This is a genomic window from Streptomyces sp. NPDC107500 (genome assembly GCF_055582785.1).
Genome location: NZ_JBVJPF010000008.1, coordinates 113,105 through 139,926, shown reverse-complemented (window position 1 = coordinate 139,926; position 26,822 = coordinate 113,105). Strand labels below are relative to the sequence as shown.

Here is a 26,822-nt window from a genome sequence, read left to right as displayed (position 1 = left end):
AACTGATCCGGAGCGGAACCTACGCCTCCGCGTTCAGTAATTGAACACTTCTGGTGATGAACTTTGTTTGATTGTGATGAACGACGGGCCGTGGTGGGTTGTGATGTGTTATGTTTGATTGTGTTGGGTGACTGGTGAGCGCATCAGTGGGTGCAGAGGAGTGCGGCAGTGAAGAAGACCTCTACCCGGCTGGCCGACGGCCGCGAGCTGGTCTACTACGACCTGCGTGACGACACCGTGCGCGACGCGGTGGACCACCGTCCGCTGGAGCGGACCGTCACCACCTCCGAGGTCCGCCGCGATCCCCTGCTCGGCGACTCGATCGCCGTCGCCTCGCACCGCCAGGGCCGCACCTACCACCCGCCGGCCGACCAGTGCCCGCTGTGCCCCTCGCAGGGCGAGCGGCTGAGCGAGATCCCGGACTCGTCGTACGACGTCGTGGTCTTCGAGAACCGTTTCCCCTCGCTGGCCGGCGACTCCGGCCGCTGCGAGGTCGTCTGCTTCACCTCCGACCACGACGCCTCCTTCGCCGACCTGAGCGAGGAGCAGGCCCGGCTCGTGCTCGACGCCTGGACCGACCGCACCTCCGAGCTGTCCCATCTGCCCTCCGTTGAACAGGTGTTCTGCTTCGAGAACCGGGGCGCCGAGATCGGTGTGACGCTGGGTCACCCGCACGGGCAGATCTACGCCTACCCCTTCACCACGCCCCGCACCGCCCTGATGCTCCGTTCACTCGCCGCCCACAAGGACGCGACGGGCGGGGACAACCTGTTCGACGCCGTCCTGGCGGAGGAACTGGCCGGTGAGCGGGTAGTCCTGGAGAGTGAGGAGTGGGTGGCCTTCGTGCCGTACGCGGCGCACTGGCCGTACGAGGTGCACCTCTACCCCAAGCGCAGGGTGCCCGACCTGCTCGGGCTCGACGAGGCGGCGCGCACAGAGTTCCCCCAGGTCTATCTGGAACTGTTGAGGCGCTTCGACCGGATCTTCGGTGAGGGAGAGCCTCCGACGCCCTACATCGCGGCCTGGCACCAGGCCCCGTTCGGGCAGCTGGAGGAGTTCGAGGGCGTGACGCGCGACGACTTCGCGCTGCACCTGGAGCTTTTCACCATCCGCCGTACGTCCGGCAAGCTGAAGTTCCTCGCGGGCTCCGAGTCCGGCATGAACGTGTTCATCAACGACGTGCCCCCGGAGCGCGCGGCCGAGCGACTGCGAGAGGTAGCGAGTTCATGAGCGGGAAGTACCTGGTGACGGGCGGTGCGGGTTACGTCGGCAGCGTCGTCGCCCAGCATCTGGTGGAGGCGGGGCACGAGGTCGTCGTCCTCGACAACCTCTCGACCGGATTCCGTGAGGGGGTGCCGGCGGGCGCCTCCTTCATCGAGGGGGACATCCGCGACGCCGCCAAGTGGCTGGACTCCACCTTCGACGGCGTGCTGCACTTCGCCGCCTTCTCCCAGGTGGGGGAGTCGGTCGTGAAGCCCGAGAAGTACTGGGACAACAACGTCGGCGGGACCATGGCCCTGCTGGAGGCCATGCGGGGCGCGGGCGTGCGGCGGCTCGTCTTCTCCTCCACGGCCGCCACGTACGGCGAACCGGACCAGGTCCCGATCCCCGAGTCCGCGCCGACGAAGCCCACCAACCCGTACGGCGCCTCCAAGCTCGCCGTCGACCACATGATCAGCGGCGAGGCGGCGGCCCACGGCCTGGGCGCGGTGTCGCTGCGCTACTTCAACGTCGCGGGCGCCTACGGCGAGTACGGCGAACGCCACGACCCCGAGTCGCACCTGATCCCGCTCGTCCTCCAGGTGGCCCAGGGCCGGCGCGACGCGATCTCCGTCTTCGGCGACGACTACCCGACCCAGGACGGCACCTGCGTACGCGACTACATCCACGTCGCCGACCTGGCCGAGGCCCATCTGCTCGCGGTGGGGGCGGCCGCCCCCGGCGAGCACCTCATCTGCAACCTGGGCAACGGCAACGGGTTCTCCGTCCGCGAGGTCGTCGAGACCGTCCGCCGCGTCACCGGCCACCCGATCCCCGAGGTCGTGGCCCCCCGACGGGGCGGCGACCCGGCGGTCCTGGTGGCGTCGGCGGACACGGCACGCGAGAAACTGGGCTGGAACCCGTCCCGCGCGGATCTCGCGGGGATCGTGGCGGACGCGTGGCAGTTCGCGCAGCGCCGCGCGGGCTAGTACTTACCAAGTCACCGGAAGGGTGAGGGTCAGGGCATGGGCGAGGCTGTCGCAGGGACCGTCGGCGAGCGGTTCCGGGAGCTGTACGGGGCGGAACCGCAAGGGGTGTGGGCCGCGCCGGGCCGGGTCAACCTGATCGGCGAACACACCGACTACAACGACGGCTTCGTCATGCCGTTCGCCCTGCCGCACACCGCGGTCGCCGCCGTCTCCCGGCGCGACGACGGCATCCTGCGCCTGCACTCGGCGGACGTCACCGGGGGCCCCGTCGAGCTGCGCGTGGCCGACCTGGACCCCGGGTCGGACAAGTCCTGGACGGCGTACCCCTCCGGTGTCGTCTGGGCGCTGCGCGAGGCGGGCCACGAGCTGACCGGCGCCGACGTGCACCTCGCCTCCACGGTCCCGTCCGGCGCGGGCCTCTCCTCCTCGGCGGCCCTGGAGGTCGTCGTCGCCCTGGCCCTGAACGACCTCTACGCGCTCGGCCTGCGCGGCTGGCAGCTGGCCCGCCTGTGCCAGCGCGCGGAGAACGTCTACGTCGGCGCGCCGGTCGGCATCATGGACCAGACGGCGTCGGCGTGCTGCGAGGCGGGCCACGCCCTGTTCCTCGACACCCGCGACCTCTCCCAGCGGCAGATCCCCTTCGACCTCGCCGCCGAGGGCATGCGCCTGCTCGTGGTCGACACGCAGGTCAAGCACTCCCACAGCGAGGGCGAGTACGGCAAGCGCCGCGCGGGCTGCGAGAAGGGCGCCGCGCTGCTCGGCGTCGACGCCCTGCGCGACGTGCCCTACGCCGACCTGGACGCGGCGCTGGAACGGCTGGGCGACGAGGAGGAGGTACGCCGTCTCGTCCGGCACGTCGTCACGGAGGACGAGCGCGTGGAGCGCGTCGTGTCCCTCCTGGAATCCGGCGACACCCGCGCCATCGGGCCCGTCCTCGTCGAGGGCCACGTCTCGCTGCGCGACGACTTCCGCATCTCCTGCCCGGAGCTGGACCTGGTCGTCGACACCGCCCTCGCCTCCGGCGCCCTCGGCGCCCGGATGACCGGCGGCGGCTTCGGCGGCTCGGCGATCGTCCTGGCCGAGGCCGCCGACGTGGACGCCGTCACCAAGGCCGTGGAAGAGGCCTTCGCGGCGGCGGCCTTCACGGCTCCCCGGGTGTTCGAGGCGGTGCCGTCGGCGGGGGCGCGGCGGCTCCTCTGACGGGAACCCAACTGGTTGGTCGTCACTCCCGGTAGATAGCGTGGGCCACTCGTGTGAACCCTCGCCCCACCGGGAGCCATCCGTGAATCGCCGCCCCACGTTCCTCACAGCCGCCGCGTTCGCCGCCACCGCGGCCCTGACGCTGTCCGCGTGCGGGGGCGGTGACGAAGACTCCGGCGGCAACGACAAGATCGCGGGCGCGGACACGAGCAAGCCACCGACGTCGGCTTCGCCGAGCACGACGGGCTCCGCCGAGCGGCCGAAGGTCACGTTGCCGTCGGACGTCAAGGACGTCTTCTCGCCGGAAGAGACCGGGAAATCCGTCGAAGACGCCATTCTGCGCGACAACGCCGAATTCGTCCGGGCGTTGGACGCGGCGATCGTTGCTCAGGATCCACGCCTTCCCGCCCTGGAGTTCTACACGGAGGGAGAGGGCGCCGCCGCCGCCGAGAAATGGGTCCAGGGCTTCAAGGACGCGGGCTGGACGGTGACGGGCACGACTCGGTACTTCGACCGTGCCGTGAAGGTGAAGTCCGAAACCAGTGCGGCGATCGGCTACTGCGCCGACGAGAGCAAGGCCTACAGCAAGGTCATCAAGACCGGTGAGCTCACGGGCACGAAGGTGAGCAAGGACAGTTATGTGGCCTACAGCGTCGAGGTCGCCAAGAACAAGCAGGGTGTCTGGGAGCTCGTGAAGATCACTTCGGCCCGTGGCGCCACCGGGTGCCAGCCGTGATGCGGTTGTTGCGCCTCGGAGCCGTCGCGGTCGCCGCAGGGTCGTTGTGGCTTTGCTCGATGCCCAGCGCCTTCGCGGACAAGACCAATCCTGGAGCCGGCTCCATCGGAGACCCCGGACCGGCGGCCGACACGAGCGCATCGGGTGATCGTGAAGGCGACACGCTCAAGGCGGGCGTCGGTGGAGTGATCGTGTTTGATCGGTCCAGGAACGGGACCGGTAAGTCGGCCGGCGCCGTCGCATCCAGTACCTCCTGGACACCCCCCGCCTGCTACTACGCGCCCAAGCACACGGCCAAGGAACTCGACGCGCAGATGCGGCAGGTGTGGGAGAGCAGTGCGCCCAGTCACGAGTGGGCCCTGAAGACCCAGAACTACTTCGTCAACGGGCAGCCCTACAAGGACTTCAACAAGGACAAGGACGGCGAGGGATACTGGTGGGACTCGTACGTCACCGAGGGGCGTGAGGCCGATCCGGCGTCGCAGGAGTGCGACGAGTTGCCCTTCTGGGTCGATGAGGGCGACGCGCCACCCCCCGACCGCCCCCAGGCCATCACCGCCGAGACGCTCGCCCAACTCGCCTACGCCGAGATCCGCGTGCCCTCGACCGAGGTCGACCTGGCGCCGGAGGGTGCCACGAAGGTGAACCTGCCGACCTGGGCGTGGCTCGACACTGCCGAGTTCAAGCCCGTCTCCGTCACCGCCTCCGTCCCCATGCTCGGCCTCAGCGCGACGACCACGGCCGAACCGGTGTCGCTGAAGATCACCCCGGGCACGGACGACGCCATCACCTACCCGTCGTCCGGGCAGTGCGAGATCCGGGACGGACGGATCGGCGCGCCCTACGCCAAGGGCAAGGCCGACGAGACACCGCCGTGCGGGGTGAAGTACCTGCGTTCCTCCGGCGAGGGTTCGTACCGACTCCGGGCCACCGTCACGTGGAAGATCAGCTGGACGAGCACGACCGGCGCCGGCGGCGACCTGCCCGACGGCGAGTTCGGGGCGGGCCAGGACGTCGTCGTCCAGGAGATCCAGGCCGTCAACCGCTAGGCCGCGGCCAGCCGTTTCACCAGCGTGTACTCCGTGACCCCCGGCGGGTAGTCGGGGATCACGCACATCACGTCGTAGCCGTGGCGCGTGTAGAAGTCCGGGGCCTGGAAGTCCCAGGTCTCCACGCGGGCGGCCACGCAGCCGCGTTCGGTGCGGGCCGAGTGTTCCGCCTCCTTGAGGAGGGCCGAGCCCAGGCCCGTGCCGCGGTGGCGGGCGTCGACCCACAGATAGGTCACGTGCAGCCAGGTCGCCCAGGTGTGGCCGACGAGGCCGCCGGCCAGGCCGCCGGAGGTGTCCAGCAGCCAGACGTGCAACGGGAATTCGCGTTCGTGAGGGGTTCCGCGCAGCGAACGCAGGACCGAGGACGCCGCGGTGTTCGTCTCCCGCAGGCGGGTGCGCAGCAGATCGCGTCGTGCTTTGTCGACTTCTGTCACAAGACGAAACATGCGGCTCACCATAAACGGGCGGGGCTGTCAGTTCTGCAAATAACCTTCCGCTCCCGGCGCCCGCCCGTACTCTGATGAACAGCACCGGTGGGGGCCGGTGCCGTTCAGGGGGCGAGACAGCCGGGTACGGCGCTCGGGGCGGGACAGCGGTGCAGGCGCGGCGGCGGCCGTGCGGCCGCGGCGTTCCCACCCGGAGCACCGAGCGCACCGCTGGATACGGGGCTTCGGGCGCCGTGCCCGTGCCGGTGTCGTCCTCCCGTGATGGACAGACGATGGGTATCCCCTGCTCCGGGAGGAGCGCGGGGGAGGGGGTTCCGTGGTTCGTATCCGAGTCCTGGTCGTCGACGACCACCGCATCTTCGCCGAGTCGCTCGCCGCCGCGCTGGCCGCCGAGCCCGACGTCGACGTCTCAGCGGCCGGCAGCGGTCCGGCCGCACTGCGCTGCCTTGAGCGGGCCGCGTCCGAGGGGCGGCCGTTCGACGTGCTGCTCGTCGACGCCGACCTGGGCGGCCGGGTGCCCGGCACCCGCCCCGCCGTGCCCGTGCGGGAGGGCAACGAGGACGGGCTGGTGGACGGGATCTCGCTGGTCGCCGGCGTGCGGTCGGGGCAGCCGGGGGTACGGATCGTCGTCCTCGCCGGCCGGGACGACCCCCGGCGGGCGGCGCTGGCGCTCGGGGCCGGCGCCTCCGGGTGGGTCGCGAAGGACTGCTCCCTGTCGCGGCTGCTCAGCGTCATCCGGGGCGTGCTGCGCGACGAGACGCATCTGCCGCCCGCCCTGCTCACCGGCGTCCTGCGCGAACTGACCGCCGCCCGCAAGCACCGCACCGAGAGCGAGCGCCTGGTGGAGTCGCTGACTCCGAGGGAGCGCGAGGTGCTGCGGTGCATGGTGGCCGGGCTCGGGCGCAAGGCCGTCGCCGAGCGGCTCTACCTGTCCCCGCACACCGTGCGGACCCACATGCAGAACGTGCTGGGCAAGCTGGGCGTCCACTCCACCCTCGCGGCGGTGGCGCTGGCGAGGAGGGCGGGGGTCGGTCCCGCCGACTTGGAGAGGCCCCTAACCGGGGATGTTGTCGAACGGGGCGGTCAGCTGGCGTAGCAGTGCCGCCAGTTCGCTGCGCTGGGCGCGGGACAGCTCGGCCAGGATGGCCCGTTCCTGCGCCAGGAGCCCGGCGAGTGACTGGTCGGCGCGGTCGCGGCCCTCGTCCGTGAGCCGGACCAGCACGCCGCGCCGGTCGCTGGGGTCGGGCAGCCGCTCGACCAGGCCCTTCTTGGCCAGGCGGTCGATACGGTTGGTCATCGTGCCCGAGGTGACCAGGGTCTGGGTGAGGAGCTGGCCCGGTGAGAGCTGGTACGGGGTGCCGGCCCGGCGCAGTGCGGTGAGCACGTCGAACTCCCAGGGCTCCAACTGGTGCTCGGAGAAAGCCAGCCGGCGGGCGCGGTCCAGGTGCCGGGCGAGCCTGCTGACCCGGCTCAGCACCTCCAGCGGTTCCACGTCGAGGTCCGGGCGCTCCCGGCGCCACGCTGCGACCAGTCGATCGACCTCGTCCTCCATGTCGATCAGTGTAAGGGTTGTGTCGACGTGAAGTCTCTTGATGTCGATTGTCTTGACGTCGAGATAGTTTGCCCGCGACGCTGGGTACCCGTCCCGCCCGGCCACCCTGGAGAGTCCATGCCCGCCACCGCCCCCGCCTGGGACCCCGCCCAGTATCTCCGCCACGCCGATCACCGCGCCCGGCCCTTCGCCGACCTCCTCGCCCGTGTCCCGGACCTGCCGGGCGACCCGCCCCGCATCGCCGACCTCGGCTGCGGCCCGGGCAACGCCACCGTCCTGCTCGCCGACCGCTGGCCCACCGCCCGCATCACCGGCTACGACAACTCGCCCCAGATGCTCGACCGGGCCCGGCAGTACGCCGGCCCCACCCCCGGCGGCGGCCACCTCGACTTCGCCCCCGCCGACGCCCGCACCTGGACCCCCGACGAGCCCCTCGGCCTCCTCGTCAGCAACGCCACCCTCCAGTGGGTCCCCGGCCACGTCGACCGCCTCCCCGACTGGATCGACCGGCTCGCCCCCGGCGGCACCCTCGCCTTCCAGGTGCCCGGCAACTTCGACGCCCCCAGCCACCGCCTGATGCGCGAACTCGCCCACTCCCGGCGCTGGCGGGACCGTCTCGCGGGCGTCCTGCGCCACGACGACGCCGTCCTCACCCCCGAGGCCTACCTCGCCCACCTCACGGCCACCGGCTGCACCGCCGACGTCTGGGAGACGACGTACGTCCACCTGCTGGACGGCGAGGACGCCGTGCTCGACTGGGTGAAGGGAACGGGACTGCGCCCCGTACTGGCCGCTCTCGACGACGACCCGGCCGCCCGCGACACCTTCGTCGAGGAGTACCGGACGGTCCTCCGCGCCGCCTACCCGGCCGGACCGCACGGCACCGCCTTCCCGTTCCGCCGCGTCTTCGCCGTCGCCCGCAAGCCGGCAAAGTCGTGATCACCGCGGTCGACCACGTGCAGCTCGCCGCGCCGCCCGGCTCCGAGGAGTCGCTGCGCGCGTTCTACACGGGCGTCCTCGGCATGGCCGAGACCCCCAAGCCGCCCGTGCTCGCCGCCCGCGGCGGCTGCTGGTTCCAGGCGGGCACCGTCCGGCTCCACCTGGGGATCGAGCCCGGCTTCCGCCCCGCCCGCAAGGCCCATCCCGGGCTGCGGGTCACCGGGATCGAGGCCTACGCCGCCCGGCTGGAGGCCCGGGGCGCGTCCGTCACCTGGGACGACGAGCTGCCCGGCCACCGGCGCTTCTACTGCGCCGACCCGGTCGGCAACCGCCTGGAGTTCCTGGAGCCCGGCGAGCGCCCCCGCCCATGACGCCGGGCGCACCGGACGCGCTCCCCAGGTGACCCGCCCCAGTCACGCCACGCCCTCCTCGACCAGCACGTCGACGGCGTCGCCGGACAGGCCCAGCTCGCCCAGGATGGCGCGGGTGTGCTCGCCCAGCGCCGGTACGGCGTCCATGCGGGGCGCGTCCCCGGTCGGGCCCGGCGGAGCCAGTGCCGGAACCGGACCGGCCGGTGTCGCGACCTCGTGCCGGCGCCCGCGCGCGGCGAGCTGCGGGTGGTCCCAGACCTCGGCGAGCGTGTTGACCCGCGCGCCCGCGACCGGCACCGCGCCGAGCAGCTCGATCGCCTCCGCGCCGGTCAGCTCCGCGAAACGGGCCGCGACGATCGCGCCGAGCGCCTCGCGGTGCGCGTTGCGGTCCGCGTTGGTGGCGTAGTGCGGGTGGTCGGCCAGCTCCGGGCGGTTCAGGAAGACCGTGCAGAAGCCGCGCCATTCCCGCTCGTTCTGCACGGCCATCATGACGGTCTTCCCGTCCCCGGCCGTGTACGGGCCGTACGGGTGGATGGTCGCGTGCGCGGCACCCGCCCGGGGCGGCGGCTCGCCGCCGTCGTACGCGTAGTACAGGGGGAAGCCCATCCACTCCACGGTGGCCTCCAGCATCGACACGTCCAGGTGCGTGCCCCGGCCGGTCCGCCCGCGTTCCAGCAGCGCCGCCAGGATCGAGCTGTAGGCGTGCGTGCCCGCCGCGATGTCCGACACCGGGATGCCCACCTTGGCCATCTCGTCCGGCGTGCCCGTGACGGAGAGCAGCCCCGCCTCGGACTGCACCAGCAGGTCGTACGCCTTGCGCCCCTCGTAGGGCCCCGGGCTGCCGTAGCCCGAGATGTCGCAGACGATCAGCTCCGGGTGGAGCGCCCGCAGCTCCTCGGCGCCCAGCCCCGCGCGTGCCGCCGCCCCCGGCGCCAGGTTCTGGAGGAACACGTCGGCGCCCGCGATCAGCCGGAGCAGCACGTCCTTGCCGCGGGGGTCCTTGATGTCCAGGGTGAGGGACTCCTTGCCGCGGTTGGCCCACACGAAGTGCGAGCTGAGTCCCTTCACCCGGGAGTCGTAGGCGCGGGCGAAGTCCCCCGTGCCGGGGCGCTCCACCTTGATCACCCGGGCGCCGAGGTCGGCGAGCTGACGGCTCGCGTAGGGTGCGGCGATCGCCTGCTCCAGCGAGACGACCGTGACTCCGCGCAGCGGCTGCATCTGTGTTCTCCCCGGTACCGGTGGCCGCGGTCAGCTCTTGCGGTGCCCTATGAGCCGGGGCTTGGGCTCCAGGCCGTCCAGGCCGTGCCAGGCCAGGTTCACCAGGTGGGCGGCGACCTCCGCCTTCTTCGGCCTGCGCACGTCCAGCCACCACTGGCCGGTCAGCGCCACCATGCCGACCAGCGCCTGCGCGTACAGCGGGGCCAGCTTGGCGTCGAAGCCGCGGTTCTTGAACTCACGGCCCAGGATGTCCTCCACCTGGGTGGCGATGTCGGAGATCAGCGAGGCGAAGGAGCCCGTCGACTGCGGGATGGGGGAGTCGCGGACCAGGATGCGGAATCCGTCCGTGTACTCCTCGATGTAGTCCAGGAGCGCGAAGGCGGCCTGCTCGCACAGCTCGCGCGGGTGGCCGGCGGTCAGCGAGCCGGTCACCATGTCGAGCAGCCGCCGCATCTCGCGGTCCACCACCACCGCGTACAGCCCCTCCTTGCCGCCGAAGTGCTCGTACACCACCGGCTTGGAGACCCCGGCCTTCGCCGCGATCTCCTCCACGGAGGTGCCCTCGAAGCCCTTCGCCGCGAAGAGGGTGCGGCCGATCTCCAGCAACTGCTGGCGGCGCTCGGCACCGGTCATCCGGGTGCGGCGCGCGCGCCTGGGCTTCTCGTTGCCTGGGGTGCTGCTGGAGTCGGTCGCCACGCCGTCAATCATGCAGCCTTCGCCGTCTCCTTACGGCGGCGGGCGCCGTCCTGCTCGGTGTTGCGGCGCGAATCGATACGCGAGCGTGACGGCCAGCGCACGTCGTACGCCCATCCGAACGCCTCGAACCAGCGGATCAGCCGCGCGGACGAGTCGAGCTGACCGCGCATGACGCCGTGCCGCGCCGAGGTCGGGTCGGCGTGGTGCAGGTTGTGCCAGGACTCGCCGCAGGACAGGATCGCCAGCCACCACACGTTGCCCGAGCGGTCCCGCGACTTGAAGGGGCGCTTGCCCACCGCGTGGCAGATCGAGTTGATCGACCAGGTCACGTGATGCAGCAGCGCCACCCGGACGAGTGAACCCCAGAAGAAGCCGGTGAACGCTCCCCACCAGGACATCGTGACCAGCCCGCCGATCAGCGCGGGCAGGGCCAGCGACAGCAGCGTCCACAGGACGAACTGGCGGGAGATCGCGCGCAGCGCCGGGTCCTTGATCAGGTCCGGCGCGTACTTTTCCTGCGACGTCTGCTCCTCGTCGAACATCCATGCGATGTGGGCCCACCACAGGCCCTTCATCAGGGCGGGCACCGTCTCCCCGTACCGCCACGGCGAGTGCGGGTCGCCCTCGTCGTCGGAGAACTTGTGGTGCTTGCGGTGGTCGGCCACCCAGCGGACCAGCGGCCCCTCGACCGCCATCGAGCCCGCGATCGCCAGCGCGATCTTCAGCGGCCGCTTCGCCTTGAAGGAGCCGTGGGTGAAGTGACGGTGGAAGCCGATCGTGATGCCGTGGCAGCCGAGGAAGTAGAAGAAGACCAGCAGACCCAGGTCCAGCCAGCTCACGCCCCACCCCCACGCCAGCGGCACCGCCGCCACCAGCGCGAGGAACGGGACGGCGATGAACAGCAGCAGGGTGATCTGCTCGATCGACCGTTTCTGCTCACCGCCCAGCGTGGCGGACGACGCGGCGGCGTCGCCGGAGGGCTGTGAAGCGTCTGGGATCACATCGGAACTCGTGGTCATGCGCGTCCCCTGTGGGGTCGAGGGTGGGGTCCGGTGCCGGGCCTCGGGAACCATGCACGTTTTCCTACGGTTCCGTAACCTACGGCGACGTAAGTATGGCAGCGCGTTGCCGCGCGGCAAGAGCCCGAGAACCTGCGCGTCCGGGCCGACACCTATCCTGGGAGTCGGTCGGACAGCGCGGTCCGCTCTGAATAATTCCCGGACGTCCGGCCCGTAAGCGGCGCCCGCCGCGCGAGACGCCGTTCGGGTTCCCTCCCAGACGAGCTTCAACACTGCAAGGAGCCGCACCTGTGAGCAGTGCCGACGACCAGACCACCACGACGACCAGCAGCGAACTGCGAGCCGACATCCGCCGGCTGGGCGACCTCCTCGGAGAGACCCTCGTGAGGCAGGAAGGCCCCGAGCTGCTGGAACTCGTCGAGAAGGTGCGCCGACTCACCCGAGAGGACGGCGAGGCCGCAGCCGAACTGCTGCGCGGCACCGAACTGGAGACCGCGGCCAAGCTGGTCCGCGCCTTCTCCACCTACTTCCACCTCGCCAACGTCACCGAGCAGGTGCACCGGGGCCGTGAGCTGGGCGCCAAGCGCGCCGCCGAGGGGGGACTGCTCGCCCGCACGGCCGACCGCCTCAAGGACGCCGACCCGGAGCACCTCCAGGAGACCGTCCGCAACCTCAACGTGCGCCCCGTCTTCACCGCGCACCCCACCGAGGCCGCGCGCCGCTCCGTCCTCAACAAGCTGCGCCGCATCGCCGCCCTCCTGGACACCCCGGTCATCGAGTCCGACCGGCGCCGCCTGGACACCCGCCTCGCCGAGAACATCGACCTCGTGTGGCAGACCGACGAACTCCGCGTGGTCCGCCCCGAGCCCGCCGACGAGGCCCGCAACGCCATCTACTACCTGGACGAGCTGCACGCGGGCGCCGTCGGCGACGTCCTGGAGGACCTGACCGCGGAGCTGGAGCGGGCCGGCGTCAAGCTCCCCGACGACACCCGCCCGCTCACCTTCGGCAGCTGGATCGGCGGCGACCGCGACGGCAATCCCAACGTCACCCCCCAGGTCACCTGGGACGTCCTCATCCTCCAGCACGAGCACGGCATCAACGACGCCCTGGAGATGATCGACGAGCTGCGCGGCTTCCTCTCCAACTCGATCCGCTACGCCGGCGCCACCGAGGAACTCCTCGCCTCCCTCCAGGCCGACCTCGACCGGCTCCCCGAGATCAGCCCCCGCTACAAGCGGCTCAACGCCGAGGAGCCCTACCGGCTCAAGGCCACCTGCATCCGGCAGAAGCTGGAGAACACCAAGCAGCGCCTCGCCAAGGGCACCTCCCACGAGGACGGCCGCGACTACCTCGGCACCGCCGAACTCCTCGACGACCTGCGCGTGATCCAGGCCTCCCTGCGCGAGCACCGCGGCGGCCTCTTCGCCGACGGCCGCCTGGCCCGCACCATCCGCACCCTGGCCGCCTTCGGCCTCCAGCTCGCCACCCTGGACGTCCGCGAGCACGCCGACGCCCACCACCACGCGCTCGGCCAGCTCTTCGACCGGCTCGGCGAGGAGTCCTGGCGCTACGCCGACATGCCGCGCGAGTACCGCGCCAAGCTCCTCGCCAAGGAGCTGCGCTCCCGGCGTCCGCTGGCGCCCACCCCGGCGCCCGTCGACGCGCCCGGCGAGAAGACCCTCGGCGTCTTCCAGACGGTCCGGCGCGCCCTGGAGGTCTTCGGCCCCGAGGTCATCGAGTCCTACATCATCTCGATGTGCCAGGGCGCCGACGACGTCTTCGCCGCCGCCGTGCTGGCCCGCGAGGCCGGCCTGATCGACCTGCACGCCGGCTGGGCGAAGATCGGCATCGTGCCGCTCCTGGAGACCACCGACGAGCTGAAGGCCGCCGACACCATCCTGGAGGACCTCCTCGCCGACCCCTCCTACCGGCGCCTGGTCGCGCTGCGCGGGGACGTCCAGGAGGTCATGCTCGGCTACTCGGACTCCTCCAAGTTCGGCGGCATCACCACCTCGCAGTGGGAGATCCACCGCGCCCAGCGCCGGCTGCGCGACGTCGCCCACCGCCACGGCGTGCGGCTGCGCCTCTTCCACGGCCGCGGCGGCACCGTCGGCCGCGGCGGCGGTCCCACCCACGACGCGATCCTCGCCCAGCCCTGGGGCACCCTGGAGGGCGAGATCAAGGTCACCGAGCAGGGCGAGGTCATCTCCGACAAGTACCTCATCCCGTCGCTGGCCAGGGAGAACCTGGAACTGACCGTCGCGGCCACCCTCCAGGCGTCCGCGCTGCACACCGCGCCCCGCCAGTCCGACGAGGCCCTCGCCCGCTGGGACGCCGCCATGGACGTCGTCTCCGACGCCGCCCACACCGCGTACCGGTCACTCGTCGAGGACCCCGACCTGCCCGCGTACTTCCTGGCCTCCACGCCGGTCGACCAGCTCGCCGACCTGCACCTGGGCTCGCGGCCCTCGCGCCGCCCCGGCTCGGGCGTCTCGCTCGACGGACTGCGGGCCATCCCGTGGGTGTTCGGCTGGACCCAGTCGCGGCAGATCGTCCCCGGCTGGTTCGGCGTCGGCTCCGGCCTCAAGGCGCTGCGCGAGGCGGGCGTGCGCCAGGAGGGGGACGCCGTCCTCGCGGAGATGCACCAGCACTGGCACTTCTTCCGCAACTTCATCTCCAACGTCGAGATGACCCTCGCCAAGACCGACCTGCGGATCGCGCAGCACTACGTCGACACCCTCGTCCCCGACGAGCTGAAGCACGTCTTCGACGCCATCAAGGCCGAGCACGAGCTGACCGTCCAGGAGGTCCTGCGGGTCACCGGCGAGACCGAACTGCTCGACGCCGACCCCGTCCTCAAGCAGACGTTCGGCATCCGCGACGCCTACCTGGACCCCATCTCCTACCTCCAGGTCGCCCTCCTCGGCCGCCAGCGCGAGGCGGCCGCCGCCGGCACGGACCCCGACCCGCTCCTCGCCCGCGCCCTGCTCCTCACCGTCAACGGCGTGGCGGCGGGCCTGCGCAACACCGGCTGACCGCGGCGCTTCAACAGGACGGTGCCCCCGCGCTCACCGAGAGCCCGGGGGCACCGCCATGCGTACGCGGGAAACTCACACCGCGAAGAACGCCGCCGTCAGCAGCGCCACACCCGCCCCGGCCATCGCCCACGCCATCCGCGTCCGCCGCAGGCCTCCGGCCACCACCACCGACGCCAGCAGCAGCGCCCCGCCCAGCGGCACCCACGCGTACAGCACCCCCGCCGGACCGGAACGCACCACCTCGTCGCTCCCCGGCTTCACCACCACCGAGTACGTCCGCCCCTTGGCCACGGCGACCGAGTCCTCCATGACGACCCGCTCCCGCTCCCGGGACCCCGCCGACACCGGCGCGTACGGGCCGCTGCACGAACCGTCGGCGCACCCCGTCACCTCGACCGTGCCCTGCTCCCGGCCCTTGGTCAGCAGCACGTGCTGCGCCGTGCCCCAGGACGCCCACACACCCGCGATCAGGATCAGCGCCGCGACCGTGCCCATCGCCGCCATCCGGCCGAATCGAAGCAGGGCGTACGAGGCCTGACGGGGGCGAGGGGCGGCGGCGGAGGCAGGCATGGCCGGGATCATTGGCCATACCTGAGCGCTCGGTCAACTCGTCCGAGCGCCATCAACGGACAAGTCAGGAGTTGTACGCGCTCTGCGCCCGCTCCAGCCCTTCGATGACCAGAGCCTCCACCGCGTCCGCCGCCCGGTCCACGAAGTAGTCCAGCTCCTTGCGCTCCGCCGACACGAAGTCACGCAGCACGAAGTCCGCCACCTGCATCCGCCCCGGCGGCCGCCCGATCCCGAACCTGACACGGTGGTAGTCCCGGCCCAGCGCCTTCGTGATCGACTTCAGCCCGTTGTGCCCGTTGTCCCCGCCGCCCAGCTTCAGCCGCAGCACGCCGTAGTCGATGTCCAACTCGTCGTGCACCGCCACGATGTTGGCGAGCGGGACCTTGTAGAAGTCCGCCAGCGCCGTCACCGGGCCGCCCGACACGTTCATGAACGACATCGGCTTCGCCAGGATCACCCGCCGGCCGGCCGGCCCGGGCGGGCCGATCCGCCCCTCGACCACCTGGGCCTGCGCCTTGCCGTGCCGTTTGAACCGCGCCCCCATCCGGTCCGCCAGCAGATCCGCCACCATGAAGCCGACGTTGTGCCGGTTCGCGGCGTACTCGGGGCCCGGATTGCCCAGGCCGGCGATCAGCCAGGGCGCACTCGCGTCCGTCGTCACGTCCATGTCTCCTCGCTACCCGTCCGCACATACGCGTCGGCCGCTGCTCCGCACGGGAACAGCGGCCGACCACATGATGACCCGGGCCCCACCGGACCCGGGGGACGATCAGGCCTCGGCGGCCTCTTCGCCCTCGGTCTCACCCTCGCCCTCGGCGGCGGGCTCCTCGGCCTGCGCGGCCAGGACCTGCAGCACGACGGCGTCCTCGTCGACGGCCAGCGTCACGCCGGACGGCAGCTTGACGTCCTTGGCGTGGATCGAGGCACCGGCCTCCAGACCCTCCACCGACACGGTGACCTGCTCCGGGATGTGCGTGGCCTCGGCCTCGACCGGCAGCGCGTCCAGGACGTACTCCAGCAGGAAGTTGCCCGGGGCCAGCTCGCCCTCGGCCTGGACCGGAACCGTGACCTCGACCTTCTCGCCGCGCTTCACGAGCTGCAGGTCGACGTGCTCCAGGAAGCCCTTGATCGGGTCACGCTGCACGGACTTCGGGATCGCCAGCTCGTTGGTCTTGCCGTCGATGTCCAGCGCGATCAGGACGTTCGGCGTACGCAGCGCCATGAGCAGCTCGTGGCCCGGCAGCGTCAGGTGCAGCGGGTCGGAACCGTGGCCGTACAGAACGCCGGGAACCTTGTCGTCACGGCGGATACGGCGGGCGGCACCCTTGCCGAACTCGGTGCGCGTGCCGGCGGAGATCTTCACCTCGGACATGATCACTCCTCGTAGAGGTAGAAACGGACGTGGTCACCCGGCCACGAACGGCCTGCTACGAAGAGCGCGTCGATAACGGACAACCGAACCCGCGACACGGGTACGGCCTCCCTCGCCGAGCAACTTCAGCAGTCTACTCGGAGGGGGAGGCCGCACCCAAAACGATCTCCACGTGCTGTGCAGAACGGTTACTGCACGACTGTCACAGCTCGTCGGAACTCACAGCTCGTCGAAACTCACTGCTCGTCGAACAGGCTCGTCACCGAACCGTCCTCGAACACCTCGCGCACCGCGCGCGCGATGGTCGGCGCGATCGACAGCACCGTGATCTTGTCCAGCTCCAGCTCGTTCGGCGTGGGCAGCGTGTCCGTGAACACGAACTCGCTCACCTTCGAGTTCTTCAGCCGGTCCGCCGCCGGACCCGACAGCACACCGTGCGTCGCCGTCACGATGACGTCCTCCGCACCGTGCGCGAACAGGGCGTCCGCGGCGGCGCAGATGGTGCCGCCGGTGTCGATCATGTCGTCGACCAGGACGCAGATGCGCCCCTTCACGTCACCCACGACCTCGTGCACCGTGACCTGGTTCGCCACGTCCTTGTCGCGCCGCTTGTGCACGATCGCCAGCGGCGCGCCCAGACGGTCGCACCAGCGGTCCGCCACCCGTACCCGGCCCGCGTCCGGAGAGACCACCGTCAGCTTCGAACGGTCCACCTTCGCGCCCACGTAGTCCGCGAGCAGCGGCAGCGCGAAAAGGTGGTCCACCGGGCCGTCGAAGAACCCCTGGATCTGGTCCGTGTGCAGATCCACGGCGAGGATCCGGTCCGCACCCGCGGTCTTCATCAGGTCCGCGATCAGACGCGCCGAGATCGGTTCACGTCCGCGGTGCTTCTTGTCCTGCCGCGCGTAACCGTAGAACGGCACGATGACCGTGATGGAGCGGGCCGACGCGCGCTTCAGCGCGTCGATCATGATCAGCTGCTCCATGACCCACTTGTTGATCGGGGCCGTGTGGCTCTGGATCAGGAAACAGTCCGCACCACGCGCCGACTCCTGATAACGCACGTAGATCTCGCCGTTGGCGAAGTCGAACGCCTTCGTCGGGACGACCCCGATACCCAGCTGGTGGGCGATCTCCTCGGCAAGCTCGGGGTGGGCGCGGCCGGAGAAGAACATCAGTTTCTTCTCGCCGGTCGTCTTGATCCCGGTCACAGCACTGTCTCCTCAGAGGTTCGCAGCTGAGCGTCACGGGCGCTCTCCCGACTGGCCGCGGGGGCGTCTCAGCTGGTGGGGTGCGGATGTGCACTTATCACGGTACGCCGTGTTCGACGCGCCGGTTTCCGGTCAGTCTTCGCTTCCCGCCTCCCGGGAGACCGCCTCGGCCGCCTTCGCCGCCGCGCTCCCCGGACGCTTCCGGGCCACCCAGCCCTCGATATTCCGCTGCTGGCCGCGGGCCACGGCCAGCGAACCGGGCGGCACGTCCTTCGTGATCACCGACCCGGCGGCGGTGTAGGAACCGTCCCCGACCGTGACAGGAGCCACAAACATGTTGTCCGAACCCGTACGGCAATGGGAGCCGACGGTCGTGTGGTGCTTGTCCTGCCCGTCGTAGTTCACGAACACGCTCGCGGCACCGATGTTGGTGTACTCACCGATCGTCGCGTCACCCACGTACGACAGGTGCGGGATCTTCGTCCCCTCGCCGACCGACGCGTTCTTCGTCTCGACGTACGTCCCCACCTTGGACTTGAGACCGAGACGGGTCCCCGGCCGCAGATACGCGAACGGACCGACCGACGCCTGCGGGCCCACGTCCGCGCTGTAGGACACGGTGTTGTCCACCCGCGCCCCCGCCCCGACCCGGGTGTCCGTGAGCCGCGAGTTCGGCCCCACCTCGGCGCCCTCGGCCAGGTGCGTCGCACCGTGCAGCTGCGTACCCGGGTGGACCACGACGTCCTGCTCGAACGTCACCGTCACGTCGACCCACGTGCTCGCCGGGTCGACGACCGTCACGCCGGCCAGCATCGCCCGCGTCAGCAGCCGGTCGTTGAGGATCCGGCGGGCCTCGGCGAGCTGCACGCGGTTGTTGATGCCCGCGATCTCCCGGTGGTCGCCGGCCACGGAGGCGCCGACCCGGTGCCCGGCCTCGCGCAGGATCCCGAGGACGTCCGTCAGGTACTCCTCGCCCTGGCTGTTGTCCGTCCGCACCTTCCCCAGCGCGTCGGCGAGCAGCCGCCCGTCGAACGCGAAGACGCCGGAGTTGATCTCCCGGATGGCCCGCTGCGCCTCGGAGGCGTCCTTGTGCTCCACGATCGCGGTGACGGCGCCGGTGGCCTCCTCCCGCACGATCCGGCCGTACCCCGTCGCGTCCGGCACCTCGGCCGTCAGCACGGTCACGGCGTTCCCGTCGGCGGAGTGCGTGGTGGCGAGGGCCTTGAGGGTCTCGCCGGTCAGCAGCGGGGTGTCGCCGCAGACCACGACCACGGTCCCGTCCACGGCGCCGCCCAGCGCCTCCAGGCCCATCCGCACCGCGTGCCCGGTGCCGTTCTGCTGCTCCTGCACGGCGGTGCGTACGTCGGGGGCGACCTCGGCGAGGTGCGCGGTGACCTTCTCGCGGGCGTGCCCGACCACGACGACCAGGTTCTGCGGGTCCAGCTCACCGGAGGCGGCGAGCACGTGCCCCACGAGGGACCGGCCGCACAGCTCGTGCAGGACCTTGGGTGTGGCCGACTTCATACGGGTGCCCTCACCCGCTGCGAGAACGACGACGGCTGCCGGGCGAATGGCGCTCACGGGATGCCCTTCGGCTTTTTGGGGGTGGGGACATCCGCAGGATACCGGGGCTGTTTGTGGGGGGCATGAGTGCGGGCCCTGACCGTGTGGTCAGGGCCCGCAGGCGACAGCTCCCCCATCAGGATTTGAACCTGAACTTAAGGGACCAAAACCCTCAGTGCTGCCTGATTACACCATGGGGGATGAAACTCGACTAAACCGGACATTTAGTTAGGTCGCCGAGTCGGCACCCAACACTATGCCGTACCAAGAGCCTTCGATGCGACGGTAGAGGTCTGCGCCCTTGAGGACTTTGATCACGAGGCACCCACGGTAGGAGTCTCCTACGTTCTTGCGCACTGTCTTGGGGTTGTGGCGCTTGAGTGTCGTCTTGTTGAAGGCGCTGCGATCGGCGCGGACGAGTTCGGCCCAGAACTGCTCCGCGCCCGCCACGTCGGCGTTCTCGTGGATCATGACCGTGAACCGGAGACGCTCGCGTTCGACTTCGAGTAGGCGGAGCCACGCCAGAAAGACCTTGATCATATCGGGGTCGCTGTTGACGAAGGTGACGTTCTCGCGGCGGTCGTACGGCTTGTCCTTGCCTCCTTCCGCCCAGTACAGGCCAACGCCTACCAGAAAGAGCTCGCGGGCGGACAAGTCACCGATGGCCAGTTGGGCCGCCGCTTTGGTCTGCTGCCGCTCCTCGTCCTGGCTGCTGCGAAGGCGCGCGAGCCCCGCCCGCATCAGCGCCTGCTGCTCATGTGGCGTGTATCGGGGCTCGGGTTTCGGTAGGTCCCTCACCCAAAGCGACACTGAGCTTTTGGAGCACCCCAGTTCGGCCTCGATCTGGTCGTACGTCCAGCCCTGGAGTCGAAGCTCGCGCGCTTTGGTCCTGACGTCGTCCTTCGCGTTCGGCCGCTTGGTCCACTCCGGCGGCGGCTCCCCCTTCACCAGTTGGTTGAGGATGTCGTTGTTGCAAATCTTCAACTCGTCGCGGATCTGTCGAAGGCTGTAGCCCGCCCGCCGCAGCGCCACCGCCCGCTCCCGCAAGCCCTCGAAGTCCGCGTACTTGTTCCGTGAACGTGCCATGGGCATACCGTCCGGCCGGAATCCTCGCCTCCGGCCCCGAATGGCGAAGGGTTCACCAGTTCGAGGGATATCGCGTCCTATCGTTTGTCGAAAGTCACCGGAAATGGGGCGGCTCGCGCCCGTAGGCTGGAGGCATGACCACGACGGGGGAAGACCACGTGCCGGCCCGGGGTGGGCCTTGGTGGTGGGACAGGCGGCGCGGCGCGGTGCTCGACGTGAGCCTCGGTGCCGTGTCCGCGTTGGAGTGCGCGGCGGAGGGGGTCCCGTTCGCGCGGGACGCCGGGATCCCGCTGGCGGTGGGGGTCGTCTTCGGGCTGCTGGCCGGCTCGGTGCTGGTGGTGCGGCGCAGGTGGCCGATCGCGGTGGTGCTGGTGGCGATCGCCGTCACGCCGGCCGAGATGGGCTTCCTGATGGGCGTCGTCGGCCTGTACACGCTGGCGGCGTCGGAGCTGCCGCGGCGGATCATCGGGTCGCTCGCCGGGATGTCGCTGCTGGGGACGTTGATCGTGACGTTCGTGCGGCTGCGGCAGGACATGGCGCGGGACGGGGTGGACCTGGGGGACTGGTTCCTGCCGTTCGCGTCGATCGCGACCTCGCTCGGGCTGACCGCTCCGCCGTTGCTGCTCGGCCTCTACGTGGGGCAGCGGCGGCGGTTGATGGAGAGCCTGCGGGAGCGGGCGGACTCGCTGGAGCGGGAGCTCCAGTTGCTCGCGGAGCGGGCGGAGGAGCGCGCGCAGTGGGCGCGGGGCGAGGAGCGGACGCGGATCGCCCGGGAGATGCACGACGTGGTGGCGCACCGGGTGAGCCTGATGGTGGTGCACGCGGCGGCGTTGCAGGCGGTGGCCCGGAAGGATCCGGAGAAGGCGGTGAAGAACGCCGCGCTCGTGGGGGACATGGGGCGGCAGGCGCTGACGGAGCTGCGGGAGATGCTCGGCGTGCTGCGCAGTGGTGGGGACGGTGCCCGCGCGGAGCGGGCCTCGGTGCCGTTGGCGGCGGTGGGCGTGGCGGCGGCCGCGGCGGCGTCCCGGGCGGCGGACGAGGGGGAGTCGGACGGTCCGTGCCTGTCCGAGCTGGACGAGTTGGTCGGGCAGTCGGAGGCGGCCGGGATGGTCGTCGACCTGTCCGTGGAGGGGGAGGAGCGGGTGTACGCGGCGGAGGTGGAGGCGACGGCGTTCCGGGTGGTGCAGGAGGCGCTGACGAACGTGCACAAGCACGCGGCGGGGGCGAAGACGTATGTGCGGCTGGCGCACCGGGTGTCGGAGATCGCGATGCAGGTGGAGAACGAGCCGCCGCCCGAGGCCGCGACGTCGGCGCGGCTGCCGTCGGGCGGCAACGGGCTGGTGGGGATGAAGGAGCGGGTGGCGGCGCTCGGGGGCGTGTTCGTGTCGGGGCCGACGGACGCGGGGGGATTCCGGGTGTCGGCGGTGATTCCGGCGTCGTAGCCGCGCGGCGGGCCCTGGTGCGGCGCGGGGTCAGCCGGTGGTGAGGCGGGTCGGCTGCGTGCCGGCGACGAGCGCCGCGAGGGCGGTGTCGATGTCGGGGCCGAGGTACCAGTCGCCGGTGTGGTCGAGAACGTAGACGCGGCCCTCGGTGTCGATGGCGATGAGGGCCTGGCTGTCGGTCTCGGTGCCGAGGGGGCAGGTCTGGGTGTCGAGGGCGCGGCCGAGGTCGCCGAGGGTGCGGGCCATGTGGAGGCCGTGCAGCGGGTCGAGGTGCAGGGTCGCGGGCGCGATCTGGCGGCCGGGGCCCGTGGGGGTGAGGTGAAGACCGCCGAACTCGGCCCACGCCTCGACGGCGGCGGGGAAGACGGTGTGGCGGTGTCCGGCCGGTGAGGTGTGTTCGCGCAGGGTGTCGGCCCAGATCTCGGCCTGCTTGATGTCCCAGCGTCCGGGTTGCCAGCCGGCGTCGCGCAGTGCGGCGTCGACGGGGACGGGGAAGCGGGTGGTGGAGGTGCGGTCGGCTTGCATCGGCTCTTGGTTCTCTTCGGTCGGCGCTGGCGGCTCGGTCCTCGGCGTCGGTGGCCGGCGGGTCAGTCCTCGCTGGTCGTGGGGTCGACGACGCGGACGCCGAAGTGGGCGCTGAGGGCGGTGCAGGCGCGGCACGGTGCGGCGAAGCTGCCGTGCAGGGGGTCGCCGTCCTCGCGGATGCGGCGGGTGGTGAGTTTGGCGTGTTTGAGTGCTTTGCGGGCTTCGCCGTTGGTCATGGGTTTTCGTGCGGCGCGTTTGCTGCGGGTGGCGTCGGTGGTGGCCAGGTGCCGTGAGATGAGGATCGTCTCGGCGCAGCGGCCGGTGTAACGGTCTCGTTGGCCGCTGGTGAGGGTGTCGAGGAAGTCCTGGACGAGGTGGTGCAGAGCGGGCGGCGCGTCGGCGCGGGTGGCCGTGCCGGTGAGGGTGGTGCCGCGCACGGAGAGGGCGGCGGCGACGGTCGGGAGTATGCCGTCGCGGCGGTGCTGGAGGATGGGGGTGTGCGGGGCCTCGGCGCTGCTCCAGCCGATGCGGGGGTCGCCGCCGCGGGGGTCGTCGGGTCGCCCGGTGGCGGGTCCCGTCTGTGTCGCACTCATGATCATCTTCCCCTCCTGAGCATCCCCCGGATGGTCACAGAGTGCCAAATCCCGTGGCTGCTGGGGAAGCTGGGGCGTGGCGACACGCCCGGGTATGGGCCGTGTGTCACGGGAGGGTGACGGCAGGTCACGGAAGCGGAGGTCGGCGTGTCGGGTGCGGGGTCCGGCGCCGGTGACCCCTCTCGACGTACCGCATAGGCTGTCGGCACCGCGATTGCGTGCGGTGGCCAGACAGTTCAGACAGTGCAGACAGATCAGACAGACGCCGCAGGGGGCAACCGCCATGACTACAGGTCGGCTCGGGCAGCGAGCCGCGCCGCCGAACGCGGCCTATGCCGGGCAGGTCGTGCATTTCCCGGATCCGGTGCGGGCGGCCCGTCACCCGAGAGGGGTACGGGTCGACGAGGGCGGCTACCCCGTCTTCTCGCCGTACGCCCGCGCGGTGGCGGAGATCGCGGAGCCGCCCGTGGGGTTCGGCGTCGACGAGTTGCGGCTGACGGACTACGTGTCGGCCAACGCGGCGCTGTCCGCGTCGGGGCACGAGCTGTGGGACACGGTGCCCGCGGTGGCGACGCCGCACGGCTGGACGTGGCACCACGTGGCCGGTTCGCGCCGGATGGAACTGGTGCCGGTCGAGGTGAAGGCGCTGCTGCGGCACCACGGCGGCATCGCGACGGCGACCGTGGACCAGGGCAAGCGCGGCACCAGGCCCTTGCAGGAGACGCGTCCGGCGCACTTCGGGCTGCCGAAGTCGGGCGTCGCGGTGTCGGAGCAGCAGGTGCAGGGGGTCGAGGAGGACCTCGGCTACCGGCTGCCGGGCGCGTACCGGTCGTTCCTGAAGGCGGCGGGCGGCTGCGCGCCGGTCGGCACGGCGCTCGACGCCGAGCTGGGGCTGCTGGTCGACCAGCCGTTCTTCACGGTGCGTGAGGAGGCCGCGGTCAACGACCTGGTCTATGTCAACAAGTGTCTGCGGGACCACCTGACCAAGGACTACCTGGGTGTCGCGTTCGTCCAGGGCGGTCTGCTCGCGGTGAAGGTCAAGGGCGACCGGCTCGGTTCGGTGTGGTTCTGCGCCTACGACGACGTGCGCGACGTGGACCCCTCGGTGCCGCCCGCGGACCGGGTGGAGCGGCTGCTGATGCCCTGCGGCGAGGACTTCGACGCGTTCCTGTCGCGGCTGGCGGGGTCCCCGCCGGAGCTGGAGACGGTGGCGAACCTGATGGTGGACGGCGGATTCGCGCACGCGGTGCCCGCGACGCCGGCGTCCGTAGGGGAGTGAGCTGACGATGGTGACGTTCGCGCAGGCGCAGGAGCGCGCGGAGGAGTGGGTCAACGGCGAGCTGCCGGCGTACCAGCACCGTGAGGTGCGCGTGCGGGAGTTCGACCTCGGGTTCGTGGTGTGGGCCGAGGACCGTGCGGACGGCCCGCGTTCGGACGGCGGTGCGCAGCGGCTGGTGATCGCCCGGGACAGCGGGGAGGCGACGCTGTGGCCGGGGCTGCCGGTGGGTGAGGTCATCCGCCGGTACGAGGAGGAGTACGGCCGTCCCGACGAGGCCGAGGAGGCGCAGCCGGCGCCCGCCGCGCGGGTCGACCTGAACCAGACCTCGTTCCTGCTGAGTCCGCCGGAGTGGTTGCAGGAGGCGGCGGACAAGCTGGGGATTCCGGACCGCAGGCGCGGGGATCAGGGCAGCGGCACCGGGGGCACCGGTGCGTCCGGTTCCGGTTCCGTGGCCGGTGCTGCCGCTCCGCTGCCCGAGACGCAGGCCGGCGTGGCGTCGGCCCCTGCCGGGGGCAGCGGTGCGGCGTGGCCGGCCGCCGCGTCCGGTGGTGACGGTGGCTCCGGGGCGGGCGCGGGTGCCTCCGGTACGCCGGGCGCCCCTGCCGGGGCGACGCCCTGGGCGGGGACGGACACCAACGCGGACGCCGGTGAGGACCGTTCCGTACCGCTGCCGCAGACCGTGTTCTCGCCGCCGCTGAGCGGTGCCGACGACGACGCGCCGCCGCCCGCGACGCCGGACGCCAAGACGGCGCTGATGTCGGGCGGCAGTTCGCTGCCGCCGACGGCGCTGTCGCCCGCGCTCGACGAGCCGGCCGCGTCGGCCGCGCCCGCCGGTCCGGGCACGCCGCCGCCGCCCGCGCCGCAGACACCGCCCGCCGCGCCGCCGCCCGCCGGTCCGGGTGCGCCCGCCGGTCCGGCCCAGCCTCTCGCGCCGAACGCCGGGGACATCGCCGACGCCGCGACCAGCAAGGCGGCGCCTCCGCCGCGCCGTGGCGGTGGCCCGACCACGCCGCCTCCGCCCGGTGCCCCGGGTGTGCCGGGCGGCCGGCCGGGTGTCACGCCGCCGCCGTCGGGGACTCCGGCGCCGGGCACGCCGGCCGGCGGGTACGTGCCTACGCAGTTGGTGTCTTCGCTCGGGCCCGAGGGTCCGGGTGGCCCGGGTGCGCCGGCCGGACCTGGGACGCCTCCGCCTCCGCCGGGTGCGCCGCAGCCCCCTGCCGCGCCGCCCGGTACGCCCCCCGCTCCGCAGGCGCCGGGTACGCCGCCCCCACCGAGCGCTCCGGGCGCTCCGGGCGGGACGCCGCCGGGCGGTATGCACCACGCCGCCACGATGCTGGCCGACCCGGGCCGCACGGGTGGCGGCGCGCCGCAGCCTCCGGGTCCTCCCGGGCCGCCCGGTGCCCCCGCGGCTCCCGGCGCTCCCGCGGCCCCCGGTGCGCCGGGCGCGCCCGCGGCTCCGGGTACGCCGCCCCCGCCCGCCGCCCCGGGGATGCCCGGCGCGCAGGGTTCCTCGGGCGGCGCGGGCGGTGCCGTGCACCACGCGCAGACCGTGCTGGCCGCGCCCTCGCTCGGTGGGCCCGGTGGAGTCGGCGCGCCTCCGCCGCCGCCCGGCGCTCCGGGGGTCCCCGGCGGCGGGCAGCCGATGCCGCCGGGTGCCATGCCGCCCCCGGGCCAGCCGATGCCCGGTCAGCCGCAGGCGTACGGCTATCCGCAGCCGCCCGCCGGTCAGCCGACCGTCGGCCCGGGCTACCAGGCCGTGCTCCGCTACCGCGCCCACGACGGCTCCGAACAGCAGCTGATCCGGCGTTCGGCGCCGGGCACGCCGCACCCGGAGTGGCAGATGTTCCACGAGCTGCGCTCCATGAACGTCCCGCCGGACCAGGTGCTGGAGCTGCACACCGAGCTGGAGTCGTGCGAGCTGCCGGGCGCGTACTGCGCGCGGATGATCCGGGAGCAGTGGCCGCAGGCGCGGATCACCTCGATCGCCCCGTACGGCACGGACCACGCGAGCCGGCAGCAGGGCATGCGGCAACTGCTCGCGCACCAGGGCGAGCTGCACCAGGTGGCCGACGGGCCGGCCCGTCCGGCGCCGGTGCGCGCTCCGCTGCCGCAGGTGCAGCCGGCGCCGCCGGTTCCGCCGGAGGCGATCGGGCAGGAGCTGGGCGGCGCGTTCGGACCGGGGGTCTTCCGGTTCGAGCAGGCCGCGGTCTCCCGGCAGGGCGTGCCGCCGGTCGTGGCGCACACGCTGGTGGCCGCGGGTCTGCCGATGGACATGGGGCCGTTCTTCTGGGCGCAGGCCCAGCCGGGGCGCCCGGTGCCCACGCTGGCGGAGCTGGCGGCCGAACGGGGGGTGCAGCCGGCCTCGGACGCGGGTTCGTACCTCGTCGTCGGCAGCGACTTCGGCCGCGCGATCTGTGTGCAGTACGGCACCGCGGCCATCGTGGCCGTGCCGGTGGAGGCGGGTCCCGGCGGTGCGCCGGTGCCGCCGCAGTTCGTGAACTCCGGGCTGCCGGAGTTCGCGCGCTCGCTGGCGCTGCTGGGCCGGATGTGGCGGCTCAGGTTCGGTCTGAACCAGGAGCAGGCGGGCCGCTGGACCGTCGACTTCCAGGCGCAGCTGGCCGCGCTGGACCCGGCGGCGCTCGGCTCGCCGGAGAGCTGGTGGTCGGTGCTGCTGGAGCAGATGTGGGACGGACTGCTGTGAGACGGACCGCGTGAGACGGACCGC

Annotated in this window: 25 protein-coding genes; 12 read left to right on the top strand and 13 right to left on the bottom strand. The window is 71.8% G+C overall.

The genetic code is table 11. The annotated features are described in order from the left end of the window. Positions 1-168 precede the first annotated feature (168 nt). The 5 genes from galT (at position 169) to ACZ67M_RS29845 (ending at position 5,174) form a co-directional block, all read left to right on the top strand. Complete coding sequence (gene galT / locus ACZ67M_RS29865) at positions 169-1,230, top strand: galactose-1-phosphate uridylyltransferase (protein WP_355829823.1); 1,062 nt, start codon at positions 169-171, stop codon at positions 1,228-1,230. Continuing rightward, positions 1,227-2,189, top strand: a complete 963-nt coding sequence (galE, locus tag ACZ67M_RS29860) for a UDP-glucose 4-epimerase GalE (protein ID WP_361357830.1) — start codon at positions 1,227-1,229, stop codon at positions 2,187-2,189. Before galT ends, galE begins: the two co-directional genes overlap by 4 nt. A gap of 36 nt (positions 2,190-2,225) precedes the next feature. Continuing rightward, a complete protein-coding gene (gene galK, locus ACZ67M_RS29855; RefSeq protein WP_392102646.1) occupies positions 2,226-3,389 on the top strand; it encodes a galactokinase in 1,164 nt (387 codons plus the stop codon). Between the two features lie 82 nt (positions 3,390-3,471). Then, positions 3,472-4,125, top strand: a complete 654-nt coding sequence (locus ACZ67M_RS29850; protein WP_469853624.1) for a hypothetical protein — start codon at positions 3,472-3,474, stop codon at positions 4,123-4,125. Beyond that, positions 4,113-5,174, top strand: a complete 1,062-nt coding sequence (locus tag ACZ67M_RS29845; protein WP_467321797.1) for a hypothetical protein — start codon at positions 4,113-4,115, stop codon at positions 5,172-5,174. The genes ACZ67M_RS29850 and ACZ67M_RS29845 overlap by 13 nt, the downstream gene beginning before the upstream one ends. Here ACZ67M_RS29845 and ACZ67M_RS29840 read toward each other — a convergent pair. After that, positions 5,171-5,632 (bottom strand): GNAT family N-acetyltransferase, encoded by a 462-nt coding sequence (locus ACZ67M_RS29840; RefSeq protein ID WP_392017459.1) that lies wholly within the window; start codon positions 5,630-5,632, stop codon positions 5,171-5,173. The genes ACZ67M_RS29845 and ACZ67M_RS29840 overlap by 4 nt on opposite strands. Positions 5,633-5,936: 304 nt before the next feature. Between ACZ67M_RS29840 and ACZ67M_RS29835 the strand changes: the two genes are divergently transcribed. Then, positions 5,937-6,716, top strand: coding sequence for a response regulator transcription factor (locus ACZ67M_RS29835; RefSeq protein WP_382808249.1), 780 nt, complete (start codon positions 5,937-5,939; stop codon positions 6,714-6,716). On the opposite strand, the gene tamR is transcribed toward ACZ67M_RS29835, so the two are convergent. Then, positions 6,675-7,172, bottom strand: coding sequence for a MarR family transcriptional regulator TamR (gene tamR / locus ACZ67M_RS29830; RefSeq protein ID WP_122616995.1), 498 nt, complete (start codon positions 7,170-7,172; stop codon positions 6,675-6,677). The two genes, ACZ67M_RS29835 and tamR, sit on opposite strands and share 42 nt — an antisense overlap. Before the next feature lie 117 nt (positions 7,173-7,289). On the opposite strand from tamR, the gene ACZ67M_RS29825 reads away from it, so the two are divergent. Next, positions 7,290-8,111 carry a trans-aconitate 2-methyltransferase gene (locus ACZ67M_RS29825; protein WP_469853623.1) on the top strand — a complete coding sequence of 274 codons (822 nt, stop codon included), beginning with the start codon at positions 7,290-7,292 and terminating at the stop codon, positions 8,109-8,111. Further along, on the top strand, positions 8,108-8,482 hold the full coding sequence (locus ACZ67M_RS29820; protein WP_392102653.1) for a VOC family protein: 375 nt from the start codon (positions 8,108-8,110) through the stop codon (positions 8,480-8,482). The genes ACZ67M_RS29825 and ACZ67M_RS29820 overlap by 4 nt, the downstream gene beginning before the upstream one ends. A gap of 42 nt (positions 8,483-8,524) precedes the next feature. On the opposite strand, the gene ACZ67M_RS29815 is transcribed toward ACZ67M_RS29820, so the two are convergent. The 3 genes from ACZ67M_RS29815 to ACZ67M_RS29805 are packed head-to-tail and all read right to left on the bottom strand — an operon-like array spanning position 8,525 to position 11,415. After that, positions 8,525-9,700 carry a CaiB/BaiF CoA transferase family protein gene (locus ACZ67M_RS29815; RefSeq protein ID WP_467321788.1) on the bottom strand — a complete coding sequence of 392 codons (1,176 nt, stop codon included), beginning with the start codon at positions 9,698-9,700 and terminating at the stop codon, positions 8,525-8,527. 30 nt (positions 9,701-9,730) lie between these two features. Beyond that, on the bottom strand, positions 9,731-10,408 hold the full coding sequence (locus ACZ67M_RS29810) for a TetR/AcrR family transcriptional regulator (protein WP_064728310.1): 678 nt from the start codon (positions 10,406-10,408) through the stop codon (positions 9,731-9,733). Continuing rightward, complete coding sequence (locus ACZ67M_RS29805; RefSeq protein ID WP_122617000.1) at positions 10,405-11,415, bottom strand: acyl-CoA desaturase; 1,011 nt, start codon at positions 11,413-11,415, stop codon at positions 10,405-10,407. The genes ACZ67M_RS29810 and ACZ67M_RS29805 overlap by 4 nt, the downstream gene beginning before the upstream one ends. A 290-nt stretch (positions 11,416-11,705) precedes the next feature. Between ACZ67M_RS29805 and ppc the strand changes: the two genes are divergently transcribed. Then, positions 11,706-14,453 (top strand): phosphoenolpyruvate carboxylase, encoded by a 2,748-nt coding sequence (gene ppc / locus ACZ67M_RS29800; RefSeq protein WP_392017473.1) that lies wholly within the window; start codon positions 11,706-11,708, stop codon positions 14,451-14,453. A 75-nt stretch (positions 14,454-14,528) separates the two neighbouring features. Here the strand turns inward: ppc and ACZ67M_RS29795 are convergent, their stop codons facing one another. The 6 genes from ACZ67M_RS29795 to ACZ67M_RS29770 form a co-directional block, all read right to left on the bottom strand. Next, positions 14,529-15,038: a hypothetical protein gene (locus tag ACZ67M_RS29795; RefSeq protein WP_361357857.1), complete on the bottom strand. Its 510-nt coding sequence runs from the start codon at positions 15,036-15,038 to the stop codon at positions 14,529-14,531. Positions 15,039-15,090: 52 nt separating this feature from the next. Continuing rightward, positions 15,091-15,693: an aminoacyl-tRNA hydrolase gene (gene pth / locus ACZ67M_RS29790; protein ID WP_469853622.1), complete on the bottom strand. Its 603-nt coding sequence runs from the start codon at positions 15,691-15,693 to the stop codon at positions 15,091-15,093. 102 nt (positions 15,694-15,795) lie between these two features. Continuing rightward, positions 15,796-16,398 carry a 50S ribosomal protein L25/general stress protein Ctc gene (locus tag ACZ67M_RS29785; RefSeq protein ID WP_361357862.1) on the bottom strand — a complete coding sequence of 201 codons (603 nt, stop codon included), beginning with the start codon at positions 16,396-16,398 and terminating at the stop codon, positions 15,796-15,798. Positions 16,399-16,634: 236 nt separating this feature from the next. Then, positions 16,635-17,609: a ribose-phosphate diphosphokinase gene (locus tag ACZ67M_RS29780; RefSeq protein ID WP_125494724.1), complete on the bottom strand. Its 975-nt coding sequence runs from the start codon at positions 17,607-17,609 to the stop codon at positions 16,635-16,637. Positions 17,610-17,741: 132 nt separating this feature from the next. After that, complete coding sequence (glmU, locus tag ACZ67M_RS29775) at positions 17,742-19,190, bottom strand: bifunctional UDP-N-acetylglucosamine diphosphorylase/glucosamine-1-phosphate N-acetyltransferase GlmU (RefSeq protein WP_385800125.1); 1,449 nt, start codon at positions 19,188-19,190, stop codon at positions 17,742-17,744. A 210-nt stretch (positions 19,191-19,400) separates the two neighbouring features. Further along, positions 19,401-20,258, bottom strand: coding sequence for a terminase gpP N-terminus-related DNA-binding protein (locus tag ACZ67M_RS29770; RefSeq protein ID WP_469853621.1), 858 nt, complete (start codon positions 20,256-20,258; stop codon positions 19,401-19,403). Positions 20,259-20,392: 134 nt separating this feature from the next. Here ACZ67M_RS29770 and ACZ67M_RS29765 point away from each other — a divergent pair, with 134 nt between their 5' ends. Then, positions 20,393-21,700 (top strand): sensor histidine kinase, encoded by a 1,308-nt coding sequence (locus ACZ67M_RS29765; RefSeq protein WP_385800127.1) that lies wholly within the window; start codon positions 20,393-20,395, stop codon positions 21,698-21,700. 30 nt (positions 21,701-21,730) lie between these two features. Here the strand turns inward: ACZ67M_RS29765 and ACZ67M_RS29760 are convergent, their stop codons facing one another. Continuing rightward, the gene (locus ACZ67M_RS29760; protein WP_361357874.1) at positions 21,731-22,225 is read right to left on the bottom strand and encodes an SUKH-3 domain-containing protein; all 495 of its coding nucleotides are present in this window, start codon (positions 22,223-22,225) and stop codon (positions 21,731-21,733) included. Positions 22,226-22,287: 62 nt separating this feature from the next. After that, positions 22,288-22,818, bottom strand: a complete 531-nt coding sequence (locus ACZ67M_RS29755) for a YwqJ-related putative deaminase (RefSeq protein ID WP_385800129.1) — start codon at positions 22,816-22,818, stop codon at positions 22,288-22,290. Between the two features lie 283 nt (positions 22,819-23,101). Between ACZ67M_RS29755 and ACZ67M_RS29750 the strand changes: the two genes are divergently transcribed. Then, a complete protein-coding gene (locus ACZ67M_RS29750; protein WP_161328293.1) occupies positions 23,102-24,097 on the top strand; it encodes an SMI1/KNR4 family protein in 996 nt (331 codons plus the stop codon). Positions 24,098-24,104: 7 nt separating this feature from the next. Continuing rightward, a complete protein-coding gene (locus ACZ67M_RS29745; RefSeq protein WP_469853620.1) occupies positions 24,105-26,798 on the top strand; it encodes an SUKH-4 family immunity protein in 2,694 nt (897 codons plus the stop codon). Positions 26,799-26,822: the final 24 nt, after the last annotated feature.